The organism is Pseudomonas sp. S09G 359, assembly GCF_002843605.1.
In the GTDB taxonomy this organism is placed as follows: Bacteria; Pseudomonadota; Gammaproteobacteria; order Pseudomonadales; family Pseudomonadaceae; genus Aquipseudomonas.
The window spans coordinates 4,043,637-4,061,450 of record NZ_CP025263.1; the positions used below are offsets into that span (position 1 = coordinate 4,043,637).

At 62.3% G+C, this 17,814-nt stretch carries 16 protein-coding genes; 5 read left to right on the plus strand and 11 right to left on the minus strand.

What is annotated here, in order from left to right:
- The first annotated feature begins 36 nt into the window (after positions 1–36).
- On the plus strand, positions 37–1,191 hold the full coding sequence (locus CXQ82_RS18260; RefSeq protein ID WP_101271477.1) for a DUF1624 domain-containing protein: 1,155 nt from the start codon (positions 37–39) through the stop codon (positions 1,189–1,191).
- A 45-nt stretch (positions 1,192–1,236) separates the two neighbouring features.
- On the opposite strand, the gene CXQ82_RS18265 is transcribed toward CXQ82_RS18260, so the two are convergent.
- On the minus strand, positions 1,237–1,842 hold the full coding sequence (locus CXQ82_RS18265) for a LysE family translocator (RefSeq protein WP_101271479.1): 606 nt from the start codon (positions 1,840–1,842) through the stop codon (positions 1,237–1,239).
- Positions 1,843–1,976: 134 nt separating this feature from the next.
- Between CXQ82_RS18265 and CXQ82_RS18270 the strand changes: the two genes are divergently transcribed.
- Positions 1,977–3,620 (plus strand): diguanylate cyclase, encoded by a 1,644-nt coding sequence (locus tag CXQ82_RS18270; protein WP_101271481.1) that lies wholly within the window; start codon positions 1,977–1,979, stop codon positions 3,618–3,620.
- 226 nt (positions 3,621–3,846) lie between these two features.
- Here CXQ82_RS18270 and CXQ82_RS18275 read toward each other — a convergent pair whose 3' ends face one another.
- The 7 genes from CXQ82_RS18275 to CXQ82_RS18305 are packed head-to-tail and all read right to left on the minus strand — an operon-like array spanning position 3,847 to position 10,663.
- Positions 3,847–5,166 (minus strand): OprD family porin, encoded by a 1,320-nt coding sequence (locus tag CXQ82_RS18275; protein WP_101271482.1) that lies wholly within the window; start codon positions 5,164–5,166, stop codon positions 3,847–3,849.
- Between the two features lie 7 nt (positions 5,167–5,173).
- On the minus strand, positions 5,174–6,007 hold the full coding sequence (locus tag CXQ82_RS18280) for a phosphodiesterase (RefSeq protein WP_101273824.1): 834 nt from the start codon (positions 6,005–6,007) through the stop codon (positions 5,174–5,176).
- A 10-nt stretch (positions 6,008–6,017) separates the two neighbouring features.
- Positions 6,018–7,049 (minus strand): ABC transporter ATP-binding protein, encoded by a 1,032-nt coding sequence (locus CXQ82_RS18285; protein ID WP_101271484.1) that lies wholly within the window; start codon positions 7,047–7,049, stop codon positions 6,018–6,020.
- Complete coding sequence (locus CXQ82_RS18290) at positions 7,046–7,840, minus strand: ABC transporter permease (RefSeq protein ID WP_101271486.1); 795 nt, start codon at positions 7,838–7,840, stop codon at positions 7,046–7,048. The genes CXQ82_RS18285 and CXQ82_RS18290 overlap by 4 nt, the downstream gene beginning before the upstream one ends.
- A complete protein-coding gene (locus CXQ82_RS18295) occupies positions 7,837–8,655 on the minus strand; it encodes an iron ABC transporter permease (RefSeq protein ID WP_101271488.1) in 819 nt (272 codons plus the stop codon). Before CXQ82_RS18295 ends, CXQ82_RS18290 begins: the two co-directional genes overlap by 4 nt.
- The gene (locus tag CXQ82_RS18300) at positions 8,656–9,660 is read right to left on the minus strand and encodes an ABC transporter substrate-binding protein (RefSeq protein WP_101271490.1); all 1,005 of its coding nucleotides are present in this window, start codon (positions 9,658–9,660) and stop codon (positions 8,656–8,658) included.
- Positions 9,644–10,663: a LacI family DNA-binding transcriptional regulator gene (locus CXQ82_RS18305; RefSeq protein WP_101271492.1), complete on the minus strand. Its 1,020-nt coding sequence runs from the start codon at positions 10,661–10,663 to the stop codon at positions 9,644–9,646. The genes CXQ82_RS18300 and CXQ82_RS18305 overlap by 17 nt, the downstream gene beginning before the upstream one ends.
- 356 nt (positions 10,664–11,019) lie before the next feature.
- Here CXQ82_RS18305 and CXQ82_RS18310 point away from each other — a divergent pair, with 356 nt between their 5' ends.
- Both CXQ82_RS18310 and CXQ82_RS18315 read left to right on the plus strand, forming a co-directional pair.
- The gene (locus CXQ82_RS18310; protein WP_074847089.1) at positions 11,020–12,117 is read left to right on the plus strand and encodes a carboxynorspermidine decarboxylase; all 1,098 of its coding nucleotides are present in this window, start codon (positions 11,020–11,022) and stop codon (positions 12,115–12,117) included.
- A gap of 28 nt (positions 12,118–12,145) precedes the next feature.
- A complete protein-coding gene (locus CXQ82_RS18315) occupies positions 12,146–13,390 on the plus strand; it encodes a saccharopine dehydrogenase family protein (RefSeq protein WP_101271494.1) in 1,245 nt (414 codons plus the stop codon).
- A 258-nt stretch (positions 13,391–13,648) separates the two neighbouring features.
- Here the strand turns inward: CXQ82_RS18315 and glsB are convergent, their stop codons facing one another.
- Positions 13,649–14,557: a glutaminase B gene (gene glsB / locus CXQ82_RS18320; protein ID WP_101271496.1), complete on the minus strand. Its 909-nt coding sequence runs from the start codon at positions 14,555–14,557 to the stop codon at positions 13,649–13,651.
- Between the two features lie 55 nt (positions 14,558–14,612).
- On the minus strand, positions 14,613–14,957 hold the full coding sequence (locus tag CXQ82_RS18325; protein WP_101271498.1) for a hypothetical protein: 345 nt from the start codon (positions 14,955–14,957) through the stop codon (positions 14,613–14,615).
- Positions 14,958–15,048: 91 nt separating this feature from the next.
- Between CXQ82_RS18325 and CXQ82_RS18330 the strand changes: the two genes are divergently transcribed.
- A complete protein-coding gene (locus CXQ82_RS18330; protein ID WP_101271500.1) occupies positions 15,049–15,384 on the plus strand; it encodes a hypothetical protein in 336 nt (111 codons plus the stop codon).
- Between the two features lie 142 nt (positions 15,385–15,526).
- Here CXQ82_RS18330 and CXQ82_RS18335 read toward each other — a convergent pair whose 3' ends face one another.
- Entirely contained in the window at positions 15,527–17,812 is a 2,286-nt protein-coding gene (locus CXQ82_RS18335; protein ID WP_101271502.1) for a molybdopterin guanine dinucleotide-containing S/N-oxide reductase, read from the minus strand.
- Between the last annotated feature and the right edge of the window lie 2 nt (positions 17,813–17,814).

Sequence of the window (17,814 nt, forward strand, 5' to 3'; positions counted from 1 at the left end):
ACGCCCCCAATCCGCCCTGCCCTGTGACCCTTGCCCATGACCGACGCTGTCCCCCTGCGCCAACGCCTGCTTTCCATCGACGCCCTGCGCGGCCTGGTGATCCTGTTCATGCTGCTGGACCATGTGCGCGAAACCTTCCTGTTGCACCGCCAGGTCAGCGACCCGATGAATATCGACAGCACCGAGCCCGCGCTGTTTATCAGCCGCACCCTCGCCCACCTGTGCGCGCCGGTGTTTGTGTTGCTCACCGGTTTATCGGCGTTTTTGTACGGCCAGAAATACCAGGGCCGCCGCGACGTGTCGGCGTTCCTGTTCAAGCGCGGGCTGTTTCTGGTGGTGCTGGAGTTCACCCTGGTCAACTTCGCCTGGACCTTCCAACTGCCGCCCAGCGTGATCTATATGCAGGTGATCTGGGCGATTGGCGTGAGCATGCTGGCCCTCGCCGCATTGGTATGGTTGCCGCGCCCAGTACTGATCGCCGTGGCGATTGTGCTGATCGGCGGGCACAACCTGTTGGATGGCGTGCACTTCGCGCCAGGTTCCGCGCTGCAAAATGGCTGGGCGATCCTGCATGAGCGCAGTTGGATCGAAGTGAATGACAGCCTGCGGCTGCGCATTACTTACCCGGTACTGCCATGGATCGGCGTGATTGCCCTGGGTTACGGCCTGGGCCCCTGGTTCGCCACGGCCACGCTGCCTGCCGTGCGCCAGCGTTATCTGTTGCTGTCGGGCGTCGGCGCGTTGCTGGGGTTCGTGATGCTGCGTGCGGCCAACGGCTATGGCGAAAAACCCTGGCAGGCGTATGAGAGTGGTGTGCAAACGTTGATGAGCTTCTTCAACGTCACCAAGTACCCGCCTTCACTGCTGTTCCTGGCGCTGACCCTGGGCATTGGCTTGCTGGTGCTGTTGGCGTTTGAACGCGTGGGGCATAAACGCTGGATCGGCGTGCTGGCGGTGTTTGGCGCGGCGCCGATGTTCTTTTATCTGCTGCACCTGTATGTGCTGAAAGTGCTGTATGTGGCGTGTGTTGCGCTGTTTGGCTTGAACCACGGCAACTACTTTGGCTTCGATAGCATGGGCGCGATTTGGCTGGTGGCGTTGCTGTTGCCATTGGCACTTTACCCGCCGGTGCGTTGGTTCGCGGGGCTGAAAGCACGGCGCCGAGATATCACCTGGCTCAAATACCTCTGACCCAACGCAGGTCAAATGTGGGAGGGGGCTTGCCCCCTCCCACATTTACGGCAACACCAGATGCAAATAAAACGCATGAAACATGAAGTACGCACATCCCGCCAACGCCAACCCCATGCCACGATTGAACCACGTAAACGCCGCCGCCCCATTGATCCGCCGCCCCAGCATCGCACCGAGCACGGCGTAGACCCACGGCGCCCCCACCGCACCCAGCCCGAGCAAGGCTGAAACCACAAAAATGGATGCCCCGGTGATATGCGCCGCCGGCAACATCACACTGGTGATCGGCAACACTGCCACGATGCCTTTGGGGTTAAGCAACTGGATCACCAGGCCATTCCAGAACGTGAGGGTCTTGCTCGGCCCACCTGCAGACTCTTCAACCTCCGTACGCGCGGTGAATACCTGGTACGCCAGGTACAGCGTGTACACACCGCCCACCAGCGAGATATACGGCAGCGCCGCCTGGGAGATGATGGCCTCACCGGTATACCCGAACAGCACGAACATCAGCAGCATCGCGCAGCCCACGCCGAGGTAAAACCCGCTGGAACGGCGCAGCTTACCGGTGAGCCCGGCATTGAGCCCCATCAGGTTGACCGGCCCCGGGCTGTACATGACGCTGAAGGCGTAGAGGAAAATGTCCATGGGAAAACCTGCAATAAGAGAACGTGCAGCGAGTCTACGCACGCGCTTGAGGCGCATTCTTGTACGTTTGTGGTTGGTCGCGCTCTGCCCAATACGCGTACTATGCTGAAAAACAAACACTCAAATGAGCCCCCATGATCAAAGCCAGTCTGCGTAGTCACCTGACCCTGTGGTTTGCCGGTTTGTCCTTGCTCACGTTGCTGAGCGTGGGGGTCTACGTTGGCCATATCGCCACCGAACAGAGGAAGCAGGCCAGCGGCAATGCGCTGTTGAGCACGGCGCGCTCCACCGCGGCGCTGTTGGCCGTGCAACTGCGCGAACGTCAGTTGGAAGTGTCGCTGCTGAGCAAGGCGCCGTTGTTTCGCAAAGGCGACCTGGATGAGCCGGACATCCTCGCCTTGATGGAACTGCGCACCCAATCGCGCGCCGAATACGCCTGGATGGGCGTGGCCGATGCCGATGGCCGTGTGCGCCAGGCGGTGAACGGGCTGCTGGTGAACCAGTCGGTCAGCCAACGCCCGTGGTTCCAGGCGGGCCTGCGCGGCGAGTACACCGGCGATCCCCATGAGGCCGTGCTGCTGGCCAAATTACTGCCGGGCTCGGCCACTGGCGAACCGTTGCGCTTTATCGACTTCGCCGCGCCGATCCGCAATGCCCAGGGCCAGACCATCGGCGTGCTGGGGGCCCACGCGCACTGGCGTTGGGTCACGCAGATCGTTGACTCAGCGGTGATGCAAAAAGATGCCATCCCCGATATCGAGGCGCTGATCGTCGACTTCGACGGCAAGGTGCTCTACCCCGAAATACTCGCCGGCGAGCAGATGCCCCAGGACAAGCTGCTCACGCCCTCCGGCTGGTCGACCGGCAACGGTTACGTGACCGCCTCGGTCGCCGTGCCGAGCCCGTCGAATGCCAAAATGACCTGGTACATCATGGTGCGCCAACCTCTGGACGTGGCCCTGCAACCGGCGCGCAGCCTGCTCTATCAATTGCTGATCCTCGGCGTACTCGCCGCTGTCGTGTTTGTGCTGGCCGCGTACTACCTGGCCTCCTCCCTTAGCCGCCCGATCGAACGCCTGGCCCACTCGGCCAAACTGGTGCAGAACCAGCAGCCCGGCGCGGTGTTCCCACAGGAGCATGCCGTGCTGGAAATCGCCCAATTGGGCCGCTCCCTCACCGGTATGACCCAATCGCTGCTGGCCAAGGAACGCCAACTGCAAGAGGCCAATGCCTCGCTGGAAGCCACCGTCGCCCAGCGCACCGCCGACCTCACCCAGGCCAACGCAGACCTGCTCAAGCTAGCCACCCACGACGCGCTGACCGGCGTCTACAACCGTCGCCGCTTCGATGAAAAACTCGCCGAGAACAGCCTGTTGTTTCAGCGCACCGGCCGCACCTTTGCCCTGCTGCTGATCGACGCCGACTATTTCAAGCGGGTCAACGATACCTACGGCCATGCCATTGGCGATGATGTGCTGTGCCAACTCGCCGCGCTGATCGAAAACACCACCCGCGCCACCGACTTTGTGGCGCGCTACGGCGGTGAAGAATTTGCGGTGCTGCTGCCCGAAGTCGAAGAGCCCGACAGCCCCGAAGTGGTCGCCGAGAAAATCCGCGCAGCCGTGGCCGCGGCGGTGTTCCCGACGGTGGGTCATGTGACGGTAAGCATTGGCGTAGGCGTGGCCGAACCCTCCGACCGCGACTCCCTGGCGCTGCTCAAGCGCGCAGATATGCGTTTGTATGAAGCCAAGGGCGCGGGCAGAAATCGGGTCGCCTGACCTGAAAGCAACCCGCCCCCTGTGGCGAGCGGGCTTGCCCGCGTTGGGCTGCGCAGCGGCCCCAGTGAAGGCACTGAGGGTCCTCCTGAAACAACTCAGCGCCTGGTTTTGGGGCTGCTACGCAGCTCAACGCGGGCAAGCCCGCTCGCCACAACAGGCGGCTTGCCACAACAGCCCGCTTGCCGCGACAGCGGGCTTGCCACAAGCGTGGATTGGGATATTTGGCTTACATCAACGGAATCGAGTAACTCACAAACACCCGGTTCTGATCCTGGTCGCGTGCCACTTCACTGCGCGACACGCCGTTGCGCCAGCCAAAGCCGACGTTCTTGAACGTGCCGCTTTGCACCACGTAGTCCAGGGAAATATCCCGCTCCCACTCGCTGGCGTCGTTGCCGCTGGTGGTGAGGATGTGGTCGCCCTTCAAGTACATCAGCGATGCCTTGAGCCCCGGCACGCCGAGGGACGCAAAGTCGTAGGCGTACTGCGCAAACGCTGTGCGCTCGCCCGCCTGGATAAAGGTCTGCACGGTACGGTCGGTGTAGAGGTACAGGCTGGCACCGCCCTCGCCTTTGTTCACCAGGCCGCCCTGGTTGAGTTGGGCAAAGTTGCTGTCATCGGAGACTTGCTGGTAGCCGGCAGTAATCGCGTGCGGGCCCAAGGAGTAGATGAACGCGGCGCTCCAGGTATTGTTGTCGATTTCGCCGTTGCCGTTCTTGGTATAACCGCCCAGCTTGTAGCCTTCGGCACGCCCGGCGACGCTGCTGTTTTTGCCGTCGGAAGTGGTCTTGAAGTAACGCAGGTCGGTTTTCAGTGAGCCGTATTCGCCCAACGGTAATACATGGATCAACCCGGCAAAGTGCTGCTGGTAATAGTCTTCGAGGTTGGCGTAGTAGTACTGGAGCATCAGGTCTTTAGTGACCTGATAGTCGGCACCGGCATAGTTGAATTTATTGCTTTCCTGGGTGCCGCCTGCCGCCGCCAAACCACTGCGATCGCTGGAGCCACGGCCGGTAGTGTGCTGGAGCTGGCCGCCGATCAGGGTCAGGTTGTCGATATCCTTGCTGGTGATTTGCCCACCCTCGAAGGACTGCGGCAACAGGCGCCCGTCGTTGCTCACCAGGATCGGCAGGTTCGGGCGCAGGTAGCCATAACGCAGCTCGCTCTTGGCAAAACGCGCCTTGGCCGTCGCGCCACCACGGGCCCAATTGTCGGCGGCCTTACCGTCGTCATTGGGGATCATCGAGCTGCCCACGTGGCGGCCGGCGCCGCTGTCGAGGGTCACGCCGAGCATGCCGATGGCATCCAGGCCAAAGCCCACGGTGCCGTCGGTAAAGCCCGATTGATAGTTGAGGATAAACGCCTGGCCCCACTCTTCGGTCTTCGACGGGGCGGCGGCGCCGTCACGGTTATCGTTGTTGAAGTAGAAGTTGCGCATGCTCAAGTTGGCTTTGCTGTCACTCAGGAAATCAGCCGAGGCCAAGGGGCTCAAGGCAATGCCCAGGCCGCCGGTCAATACGCTTAATACATTCAATGTGGCTTTCATCACAACCTCAGTCAATTAATCCATGGGCGTCATAAAACGGATACGGCCCCGGGTATTCCCCGAACACGCCGTTGTGGCTGATCAAACCCTGTTGCGCCTCCCAGCGATGCAACAGATAGCCCGCCGGCTCCAGGTTGAAATGCGCGGGCGCCGCTTCTTGCAAATCCAGCACGATCTGGTGAGAGGTGCCGGGGCACACACAACTCAGGCTGCCGCCGAAACGCCGCTGCATCGGCCGGTGCAGATGGCCGCACAGCAGACGTTCCACTTGCGGGTGGCGAGCGACCACTTGCTCCAGCGCGGCGGCATTGATAAACGGCTCACGGTCCATATGGCCGATGCCGCTGATAAACGGCGGGTGATGCAGGATCAGCAAGGTCGGCGCCTTCGGGCGCAGCGCCAGTTGCTCATCCAGCCACTGCAACTGGCTGTCCAGCAGCTGGCCGCCATGGCCGCCGGGGATGGTCGAGTCCAGGCCGATCAGGCGCAGCGGGTGTTCGTCCACCACCCAGTCCAGCGGCCCGTCTGCCGACAGCGGCAAATACGCGTGATCGCGGAACGCATCGAGCATCGGCCCGCGCGCGTCGTGGTTGCCGGGCACCAGGTAGCACGGCATGTGCAGGCGTGCGAGTTCGGGGTGCAGCACGGCGTATTCGTCGGCGCGGCCGAAGTCCACCAGGTCACCGCTGACCACCACGATATCGGGCCGTGGCTGGCTGGCGTTCAAGTGGTCGACGGCGCGGCGCAATGCGCCCAACGTGTCGACGACGCCATAAGTCAGGCGGTTGCCGGCTTTAAGGTGCAGGTCGCTGATGTGCGCGACTAGAAACGGACGGTTCAAAAGTAAACTCTCACGCATTCAGGGTGAACAACATGTGCGGCGCAATCGCCAGGGCAATCGGTGCGCCGACGGCGTAAAGCTGGTTGTCGCTGCTGTCCACCAGCAACGGCTGCGGGCCGCCGACCTCCACCAGCAGGCGGCTTTGCGCGCCCTGGAAAAACTGCGCCAGCAGATGGCCGTGCAAGTGCCCTTCGCGCTCCATCACCCGCAGGTGTTCGGGGCGGCAGTAAACGGTGCTCGGCTGGCCGCTTGCATGCCACGGCAGTTCGCCGCCGCAGACTTTCAAGCCCCGGGCCGAATGCCCAAGCACGCTGAAGGCGTTGAGGTTGCCGACAAACCCGGCGACGAAGGCATTCGCCGGCTTCTGGTAGATTTCCCGTGGGCTGGCCAACTGGGCCACGCGGCCCTGCTCCATCACCAGGATGCGATCGCCCAGGGCCATGGCTTCGCCCTGGTCATGGGTGACAAATACCGAGGTGATGCCGAGACCGCGTAGCAGTTGGTCGAGCTCACTGCGCAGGCGCTCACGCAACTGCGCATCCAGGGCTGCCAGCGGTTCATCCAGCAACAGCACTTTGGGGCGCGGCGCCAAGGCACGCGCCAGGGCCACGCGCTGACGCTGTCCACCGGACAGTTCGTGGATGCTGCGCTTGCCGTGCTGCTGCAAGCCCACCAGTTCCAGCAGCTCGTCGCAGCGTTTGTTGCGCTCTGACGCGGGCACGCCGCGAATCTTCAAGCCGTAGACGATATTGCCGGCCACATCCAGGTTGGGAAACAGCGCGTAGTTCTGGAACACCATGCCCACATCGCGGCGCTCGATGGGCAGGCGGGTCACATCCTGATCGCCGAAAAACACTTGGCCCACGTCCGGGCGCTCCAACCCTGCGATCAAGCGCAAGGTCGTGGTTTTGCCGCACCCGGACGGGCCGAGAATGGCCAGGGTTTCCCCACCTTCGACGGTGAGGTTCAAGTCATGCACAGCCACGGTGCCATCGGCGAACGCCTTGCGACAGCCTTGCAGGCGGATAGTGATAGCGGTCATCGACGCTCTCCACGGGACAAACGAGCACTGATGGCCTGCAACGCAATCAACAGCGGCACGATCATCAGCAAAAAGATAAGGGTGTAGGCACTGGCGATTTCCAGGCGCGCCGAGGCGTAGCTGTCGGCCAGGCCGACCGGCAAGGTCTTGGTCATCGGCGTGTGCAGCATCCAGGTCAGGTTGAACTCACCCAGGCTCAGGGTGACGACCATCAACACACCGGCCAGAATCCCCGCACGGCAGTTGGGCACCACCACGCTGAAAAAGCGCTTGATCGGCCCCGCGCCCAGGCTGGCTGCGGCCTCTTCCAGCACCGGCAGGTGCTGGCGCTGCATCACCGCCATCACCGGGCGCACCAGAAACGGCAAGGTGAACAGCACATGGCCGACGAGGATGAACAGCCAACTGCTGCGGAACGTGCCGAACTGGCCGTAGGTCAGCAGCAAGGCCAAGGCGCTGGCCAAGCCCGGCATGGCCACCGGCAGCACCATCAACTCCTCGAAGGCGCGACTGAAGCGGTTGTTCATGCGCACCAAGGCGTAGGCCGCCGGCACGCCGATCACGCAGACGCACACGGCGCACGCCACCGCCAGTTGCAGCGACAGCCACACGGTGGGCGAATAGGCCTGCCACACCTGCACCAACCAGTCCAAGGTCAAGCCGCTGGACAGGCCGACGAAGAAATTGCGCGTCAGCCCGGCCAGTAGCGACATCAACACCGGCACCAACATAAAGGCGCACACCAGCAAGGTGAACAGCAGTTGCAGGACAAACAGTGATGAGCGTTTCACAGGACCGTCCCCGAATTTTTCACCAGGCGCCGCGTCAGCAGCAACACGGCCCAGGTCACCGCACCGAGCACCACCGACAGCGCGGCGGCGACGGCAAAGTTGGCGTAGTTGGTGAACACGTTGTAGATCGCCACCGGGGTCACATTCAGGCGCGTACCCAAGGTAAACGCGGTGCCGAAGGCGCCCATGGAGGTGGCAAAACAGATCGCCCCGCAGGACGCCAACGCCGGCGCCAGGCCCGGCACGATCACATCGCACACCACGCGCCAGTGTCCTGCCCCGAGTGAATGCGCGGCTTCTTCCAGGCTACGGTCGAGGCTTTCGCACGCGGCCATCACCGTGAGGATCACCCGTGGGATCGAGAAGTACAGGTAGCCCACGAACAGCCCGGCCAGGGAGTAGGCAAAGATCCAGCGTTCCCCCGCCAGTTGCAGCCCGAGGGACGCGAGCAGGCCCTGGCGCCCCGCCAACAGAATCACCAGGAACCCCACCACCACCCCCGGGAACGCCAGGGGAAACGTCAGCAGGGCCACCAGTGCCGAGCGCCCAAAAAACTGCTGGCGCGCCAGAAACACCGCGCTGATGCCGCCGATCACGAGTGCAACAACGGTCACTACCACCGCCAGCACCAGGGTTTGCCCCAGGCTGCCCAGGTACTGCGCGCTGCTGAGCACCTGCCAGTAGCCGCTGCCGTGGCTGTCGCGGCTCTCGCTGCCGAGCACGATCAAGTGCGCCAGCGGCAACAGCCAGAAGGCGAGCAGCACGGCAAACGCGGGGGCCAGGGCCCAGCTTGCGTGTTTGGCCGACGCTGCCACTTACTTCACCTCGTTCAGGTAACGGGCGGCGAAGGCTTCCTGCACGGCGGCCATTTTTTCGTAGTCCACCACACCGGCACGGGCGTAGTCGCTGTCGGGCAGGAATTGCGCGGCGACCTCGGCGGGCATTTTCATCGGGCGCACCGGGCGCAAATAGGCCTTGGCCCACAGCGCCTGGCCTGCATCCGAGAGCACGAAATCGAGGACTTTTTCGCCATTCGCGCGGTGCGGCGCGTTGGCCACCAGGCTCATCACGTAGGGCACGCTGATGCTGCCTTCCTGTGGGATCACGAAGGCGACGTTGGCCTTGTCTTTGTAGCGTGCGCGGTAGGCGTTGAAGTCGTAATCCACCAGGATCGGCAACTCACCGGACAGCACCCGCGCATAGGCGGTTTGCTTGGGCACGATCGGCGCGTTCTTCGCCAGCTTCTGGAAGTAGTCGATGGCCGGCGCGAAGTTGTCCAGGTCGCCGCCCAGGGCGCGGTTTATCGCCACCGCCGACACATAGCCGACGAACGCGCTGGACGGGTCCAGGTAGCCGACCATGCCTTTGTATTCAGGTTTGAGCAGGTCGGCCCAGCTTTGCGGCACGGGCAAACCGCCGAGGGCGTCGACATTGACCATGATGCCCAAGGTGCCGGAGTGGATGGCGAACCAATGCCCGGCCGGGTCTTTCAAACCCGTGGGGATCTGGTCCCAGGCCTTGGGCTTGTAGGCGTCGACCACCGCGGCTTTTTGCGCCTGCAGGCCGAAAGTCACGCCGTAGTACACCACGTCGGCAACCGGTGCGGCCTTTTCGGCCACCAGTTGTGCCAGGGACTGGCCGGAGTTCTTGTTGTCCAGCGGCACCTGCACACCGGTGCTGGCAGCGATGGCCTTGAGCTGGGTGCCCCAGTCAGCCCAGTCCGGCGGGCAGTTGTAGCAAATTGCGGTATCGGCGGCCTGGGCCAGGCTGGCCATACCGCACAGCGCCAGGGCTGCCAGGGTTTTACTGAGTGCGCGCATCGAGGAACTCCTCATAGGGTTGAGTACTTTCGCCCGGCCGGATATGGCAAGGCAGGCAATGGGATATCGGATCGTTACCGGCGATCTGCGCCAGCAGTTGGTCAATCACCGTGCTGGCGAGCAGCGCGATGGGCTGCACCACGCTGCACAGGGTCGGGTGCATCTGGGTGCCGAGGGCAATGCCGTCAAAGCCCATCACCGAAAGCCGCTCGGGGACGTGCCAGGCGTTGCGGCGCAGTTCGGCAATCAGGCTGATGGCCAGGAAGTCGTTGGAGCACACCAGCGCAGTGGGCGCCTCGGGGCCCTGGAGGAAGGGTTCGATGGCGTTGAATTCGGCCTGGGTGTGCGCCGGCATTTCGATCACCGTGCGGCTTTTGAGGCCGTATTCCTTCATTGCATCGCAATAACCGGCGTAGCGCAGGCGTGCACGGTCGGACTGCAACGCGGGGCCAGCGACCATACTGATGCGCCGGTGCCCCGCTTCCAGCAGATACCGCGTGGCCAACGCCATGCCCGCACGGTTGTCGACCGACACCGCGCTGTAATTGGGATTGCTCGGTTGGTGATACGCCAGCACAAAGGGGGTTTGTTCGGTGTTCAGGCTGCTAAGCACGCTGTTGCTTTCGGCATCGGTGACCGTCAGCACCAGCCCGTCAACGCGCTGGCGCAGCAGTTCTTCGACCACGATGCATTCGCGCTCGCTGCTGTAGTCGGTGGTCGCCAGCACCAGGCTGTAGCCACGCGATCGCGCCGCGCGCTCCATGGCCTGGAACTGTTCGGCAAACACCGGGTTGAGCAGGTTGGGCACCACCACGCCAATCAACTGGGTGGTTTGCAGGCGCAATTGGCGGCCCAGCAGGTTCGGCCGAAAACCCAATTCGCGAGCGGCGGCGAACACCTGCTCGCGGGTGTTCGGGCGCACCTGGTCGGGGGAAGCAAAGGCACGGGCGGCAGTAGCACGGGAAACCCCGGCCAGGCGTGCAACGTCTTTCAGGTCGGTCATTGTCACTCGCTTGAGATCGATCTCATTGGCGAGGACAGTAACGGGGGAATGTGGCAGTACCGTGGTGAGCAGATGACGGTTTGATGGCAACGCCCGCAGATGCACAGATCTCTAAATGTGGGAGGGGGCTTGCCCCCGATGAGGGAGTGTCAGTGAACGCATCTGCAACTGACACACCGCTATCGGGGGCAAGCCCCCTCCCACATTTGCTCCGGTGTGCGTCCCGAGATAGTCATACTCTGGAGCTACGCTTGGTAAACCGGCGCGCAAAATCCGCCGGCTAACCTTTCGATTCGATCCAAGTGCGGGCACAATGCGTGTCCTTTTTTGGCAGGCACCGCCGCAGGCTCTCAAAAATGATCAAAACGCCGTACTACCTCATCGATAAACAGAAGCTTCTGGTCAACATGCAGAAGATTGCTTACGTGCGCGAACAGTCCGGCGCCAAGGCCCTGCTGGCGCTCAAGTGCTTCGCCACCTGGTCGGTGTTCGACCTGATGCAGGAATACATGGACGGCACCACCTCGTCGTCGCTGTATGAGCTCAAGCTCGGCCGCCAGAAGTTCGAAGGTGAAGCGCACGCCTACAGCGTGGCCTGGGCCGACGATGAAATCGAAGAGATGCTGGATAACTGCGACAAGATCATCTTCAACTCCATCAGCCAGCTGCAGCGTTTTGCCGAGCGTAGCGAAGGCAAGACTCGCGGCCTGCGTGTGAACCCACAGGTGAGCAGCTCCGACTACCTGCTGGCCGACCCGGCGCGCCCGTTCAGCCGCTTGGGCGAATGGGACCCGGTGAAGATCGAAGGCGTGATCGAGCAGATCTCCGGCTTCATGTTCCACAACAACTGCGAGAACGGCGACTTCAACCTGTTCGACCAGATGCTCAACACCATTGAAGAACGCTTCGGCGCGCTGCTGCACAAGGTCAACTGGGTCAGCCTCGGTGGCGGCATCCATTTCACCGGTGAAGGCTATGCCATCGATGCCTTCTGCCAGCGCCTCAAGGCGTTCTCGCAGAAGTACGACGTGCAGGTGTACCTGGAACCCGGCGAAGCGGCGATCACCAACAGCGCCTCCCTGGAAGTCACCGTGCTCGACACGCTGTACAACGGCAAGAACCTCGCCGTGGTCGACAGCTCCATCGAAGCCCACCTGCTGGACCTGCTGATTTACCGCCTCAACGCCAAGCTGGCGCCGAGCGACGGTGAACACACCTACATGGTGTGCGGCAAATCCTGCCTGGCCGGGGACATCTTCGGCGAATACCAATTTGATCGTCCGCTGGCCATCGGCGATCGGCTGTCGTTCATCGACACCGCAGGCTACACCATGGTCAAGAAAAACTGGTTCAACGGCCTGAAAATGCCGTCCATCGTAGTGAAACAACTCGACGGTACAGTCGAGGTGGTTCGTGAATTTGGTTACGACGACTACCTGTCCAGCCTTTCGTAAGCTGGCGGATAAAGGAGAGATAAAGCAATTGAAAAAGAACGTTCTTATCATTGGTGCAGGAGGTGTCGCCAAGGTGGTGGCCCACAAGTGCGCGCAGCACAACGACGAACTTGGTCGTATTGCTATCGCGTCGCGCAACATCTCCAAATGCCAGGCCATCATCGACAGCGTCAAGGCCAAGGGTAGCCTCAAGGTACCCGCCGACATCCAAGCCTTCGCGCTGAACGCCCTGGACGTGGAAGCGACCAAGGCCCTGATCCGCGAGACCGACTCGCAGATCGTCATCAACGTGGGTTCTGCGTTCCTCAACATGTCGGTACTGCGTGCCTGCATCGACACGGGCGTGGCCTACCTCGACACCGCCATCCACGAAGAGCCGGGCAAGGTCTGCGAGACCCCGCCGTGGTACGGCAACTACGAATGGAACCACCTGGAAGAGTGCAAACAGAAGAACATCACCGCCATCCTTGGCGTGGGCTTCGACCCGGGTGTCGTCAACGCGTATGCCGCGCTGGCGCAGCAACAGCATTTCGACCGCATTGATTCGATCGACATTCTCGACGTCAATGCCGGCAGCCATGGCAAATACTTCGCCACCAACTTCGACCCGGAAATCAACTTCCGTGAGTTCACCGGGCAGGTGTGGAGCTGGCAGAACAGCCAGTGGACCAGCAACACCATGTTCGAAGTCAAACGCACCGACGACCTGCCGGTAGTCGGTTCGCAGAACCTCTACCTCACCGGCCACGATGAAGTGCACTCGCTGTCGAAAAACCTCGACGTGCCCAACGTGCGTTTCTGGATGAGCTTCGGCGAACACTACATCAACGTGTTCACCGTGCTGAAAAACCTTGGCCTGCTCTCCGAAAAGCCGGTCACCACCGCCGAAGGCCTGGAAGTCGTGCCGCTGAAACTGGTCAAGGCCGTGCTGCCCGACCCGTCTTCGCTCGCCCCCGGCTACACCGGCAAGACCTGCATCGGTGACCTGGTCAAAGGCACCAAAGGCGGCCAACCACGTGAGATGTTCATCTACAACGTGGCCTGCCATGAAGAAGCCTTTGCCGAAACCGACAGCCAGGGCATCTCCTACACCGCTGGCGTTCCACCGGTAGCCGCAGCGCTGCTGGTAGCCCGTGGTGAATGGGATGTGAAACACATGGCCAACGTCGAGGAACTGCCAGCTGAGCCGTTCCTCAAAGCGCTGGACGTGATGGGCTTGCCGACGCGGATCAAGGATGAGCACGGTGATCGTGCGTGGGATGCGATTGCCTGATAGGCGCTAGCTGACCGAAGAAAAAAATGCGCCCTCAGGGGCGCATTTTTTGTTTGGGAAAATGGAGATTCCAAAACCACTGAAGCTTCAAATGTGGGAGGTGGCTTGCCCCCGATGAGGCAGTGTCAGTTGATGCATCTTTGGCTGACCCACTGCTATCGGGGGCAAGCCCCCTCCCACATTTGATCTGTGGTGCTGCGAGTCCGCTCTATCTAACAGGAGGTTAGCTTCAGCCGTCGCGCGCCAATCCCCTGGCCGTCAAAACACCGACCACCCAATCCGCTCACTCAACAACTCCAACGCCTTCATCCCCGCCAGCGAGTTCCCCGCCGCGTTCAGCTCCGGTGACCAAACACACACCGTAAATTGCCCCGGCACCACTGCAACAATCCCGCCCCCTACCCCGCTCTTGCCCGGCAGGCCCACGCGATAGGCAAAATTGCCCGCTTCGTCATACAGCCCGCTGGTGGCCATGATCGAGTTGACTTGCTTGGTTTGGCGCGCGCTCAACACCTGTTCGCCGCTGTGGGCACTCACGCCCTCGTTGGCCAGGAAGCTGAAGGCGCGGGCCAGGTCCAGGCAGCTCATTTGCAGCGCACAGTAGTTGAAGTAGCTATGCAGCACCGCGTCGACGTCGTTGTGGAAGTTGCCGAAGGACTTCATCAGGTAGGCCATGGCCGCGTTGCGTGCACCGTGCTGGGCTTCGGATTCGGCGACCACGCTGTTGACCAGGATCTGCGGGTTGCCCGACAGCCTGCGCACAAAATCGCGCATCGACAGGATCGGCACGGCGAAGCGCGATTGGTTGATGTCGCAGATCACCAGCGCGCCGGCGTTGATAAAGGGATTGCGGGGGCGGCCGCGTTCGAATTCGAGTTGCACCATGGAGTTGAACGGCTGCCCCGAAGGCTCATGGCCCAGGCGCTCCCAGATGGTTTCACCGCCGTGATCGATGGCCTGCACCAGGCTGAACACCTTGGAAATGCTCTGCACCGAGAACAGCGTTTCGGCATCCCCGGCGCAGTAGGCCGCGCCGTCGTTGCCGTACACGGCGATGCCGAGTTGGTTGGCGGGTACATCGGCCAGCGCGGGAATGTAGTCGGCGACTTTGCCTTGGCCGATCAGTGGGCGAACTTCGTCGAGGATCGACTCGAGAAGCGCCTGCATGTCTTGTCCTGTCATCTGTCTTTGAATCGGTGGGAAGCGGGCCGCGGAGGATACTTCAATGCGCCCGAAAGCCCCACACTATCTCCACCACGCGCTCGGCGATGACCAGATAAACCAGGATCAACAACAGCTGCAATGCCAGGTGATAGCGCAGCTTGGCCAGGCGACGAATGCCGTCGCTGACGTTCAGAAACATCAACACCGCCGACAGGATGATCAGCCCCCAGCCCGCGACATTCGAGGCGAATACGCCGACGAACAGCTCACGTTGCCCCAGCAGCGTGTTAGTCCCCGCCGCAAATAATAGCGCGCACACCAGCAGGTTCTTCACGTTGTCGAAGATCTGCGTGCTCAGGTCGTTTTCCAGCAAGGCCATATAGCGTTTCCATAACGTGTGCATGGGTCAGTACCGGGTAAGGATCGCTCGTCAGTCAAAGTAGTCCAAATGCCCGTACACTGCACCGCTGCACTCACTCCATAAGGACTTTTGCATGAAATTGATGATCGGCCTGGCCGCTTTGCTGTTGGTATCGGCGTGCACCTCCAACCCGCCGGCCCAGGACTCCGCCGCGTCGACCTGCCTGGCGGGCGGCGGCACGATGAAGCAAGTGGGCAAGTTGCAGAGCTGGAAATGCATCACGCCCTACAAGGACGCGGGCAAGGCCTGTACCGATTCGAGCCAATGTGAAGGCCAGTGCCAGACCAGCGTCACCACCCAGCCCGGCAAAGGCCCGGTGACCGGCGCGTGCCAGGCGGATAACGGCCACTTCGGCTGCTCGGCGACGGTGGAGAAAGGCCAGTTGGGCCGGGCGATCTGCGTGGACTGAAGACTGCCTTAATCCATGTGGGAGGGGGCTTGCCCCCGATGGCGGTGGGTCAGTTAAAGATGCATTCACTGACACTTAGCCATCGGGGGCAAGCCCCCTCCCACAGTCAGAAGTGCGCCACGCCTGTCGGGCACCATTGAGCTCAAAGAGGCCAGCCAGCCTTGAACACCGGCGGCACAAACGCCGTCACCTGCGGCAACGGCTGATCCCACTTCACCACCTCCACCGTCGCCGTCTGCGCCGAGCAGCCTTGGGACAGGCTGGAGGCGCCGACATCGGCGGTGATCATGTTCGGGTTGCCGTGCTTGTCCAGGCTGTGGCGCTGCCCCGGCGTCTGCGGGTCGAACCAGGCGCCGGTGGCGATTTGCACCACGCCCGGGCGGATGTCGGCCGACACGATCACCCCGGCCAAAAACGCGCCACGGTCATTGAAGACTTTGACCACATCGCCGTCGACAATCCCGCGCGCGCGGGCGTCCTCGACGTTGATCGTCATCGGTTCACGCTGCTGAATCTTCGACGCGCGGCTGTAGCTGCCGTGGTCGTACTGGCTGTGCAGGCGCGTCTTGGGCTGGTTCGACAGCAGGTGCAACGGGTAGTCCGGTGCCGCCTTGTTCAGCCACACCGGATGGCCGGGGCAGTCGGCATAACCGAAGCTGGCGATGCGCTCGGAGAAAATCTCGATACGCCCCGATGGCGTCGGCAAGGGATGAGCAACGGGGTCATCGCGAAAGGCCTTGAGCAGCACCGTATCGGTGTCCGGATAGGCCACTTCAAATACGCCGTCGCGCCAGAAGTTGTCGTAGCCCGGCAGCTCAATGCCGTGCTCCTCGGCGCGCCCGCGCGACTCGTCGTAGATGAAGCGCAGCCAATGCTCGGCATCGCGACCCTCGGTGAAAGTGTCGGCGAACCCCAGGCGCGCAGCGATATCGGCAAAGATCGAGTAGTCGTCCCGCGCCTGCCCCACCGGCTCGATGGCCTGCTGCATCGCCAGCATGAAACGGTCAGAGGCCGAGCTGCCGATATCGTTGCGTTCCAGGGCTGTAGTGGCCGGCAGCACGATGTCCGAGTACTTGGCCTGGGCGGTCCAGTACTGTTCATGAACGATCAGGCTGCGCGGCTTTTGCCAGGCATCCAGCAGACGATTCAAATCCTGGTGATGATGGAAAATATTGCCACCGGCCCAGTACACCAGCTGGATATCCGGATAGGCCTGACGCTTGCCGTTGTAATCGAACGAAGCGCCAGGGTTAAGCAGCATGTCGGTGATGCGCGCCACCGGGATAAAGTCTTTCACCGGGTTGAGGCCCTGGGAAAAACGCGGCCCGGAAAACCCCTTGCGCCCGCTGCCGGTGTTATTCATGCAGCCGTAGCCCAGGCCAAAACCGCCGCCGGGCAAGCCGATCTGGCCGAGCAGCGCGGCCAGGGTTACGGTCATCCAGAACGGCTGTTCGCCGTGTACCGCGCGCTGCAGGGAATAGGCGATATTGATCATGGTGCGCTGGCGGCCCATGCGTCGGGCCAACTCGGTGATCTGCTGCGCGGGAATATCGGTCAAGGCTGCGGCCCAGGCCGGGTCTTTCGGCTGGCCATCGACGGCGCCCAACAGGTACTCGCGAAAGCGTTCAAAGCCCACGGTGTAGCGTTGAATAAAGGTTTCGTTGTGCAGCCCTTCGGTCACCAGCACATGGGCCAGCGCCAGCATCAAGGCAGTGTCGCTGCCGGGGCGGATCGGCAGCCATTGGTTAAGCGCCGGGCCGCTGAGGTCGTCGCGCAGCGGGCTGATATTGACGAACTGCACACCGGCCGCCGACATCGCCGCCAGCGCCTCGCTCAACAGGTGGTCGCTGGCGCCGCCGGGGCTGGTCTGGGCATTTTTCGCCGGCAGGCCGCCGAAGGCCACAAACAGCTCGCAATGCTCGGCGAGGTTTTTCCACGAGGTGTGCGCCGCCAGCAGCCAATCCATATTGCCGACGATATGCGGCATCAACACCCGCCCGGCGCCGAGGCTGTAGCTGTCGGTGCTGGCGACGTAGCCGCCGTAGAGGTTGAGGAACCGGTGCAACTGGCTTTGGGCATGGTGAAAGCGCCCCGCGCTGCCCCAGCCATAGCTGCCGCCATAAATGGCCTGGTTGCCATGCTCGGCCTTGACGCGCTTGAGTTCGGCGGCCACCAGGTCCAGCGCGACCTCCCACGACACTTCGACGAACGGCTCCTGGCCACGCAGCTCCGGGTGCGAACCCGGCTCGGCCAGATAGCTGCGGCGTACAGCGGGCCGCAGGATGCGCGTCGGCGAGGTTATCGCTGCAGGGATCGACGCGCCGATGGGCGACGGGTCTTTATCCCACTCGGCCGGGGCCATCGACACCAGCTTGCCGTCGACCACCTGCGGGCGGTACGCGCCCCAATGCAATGATGTGAACGTCATGG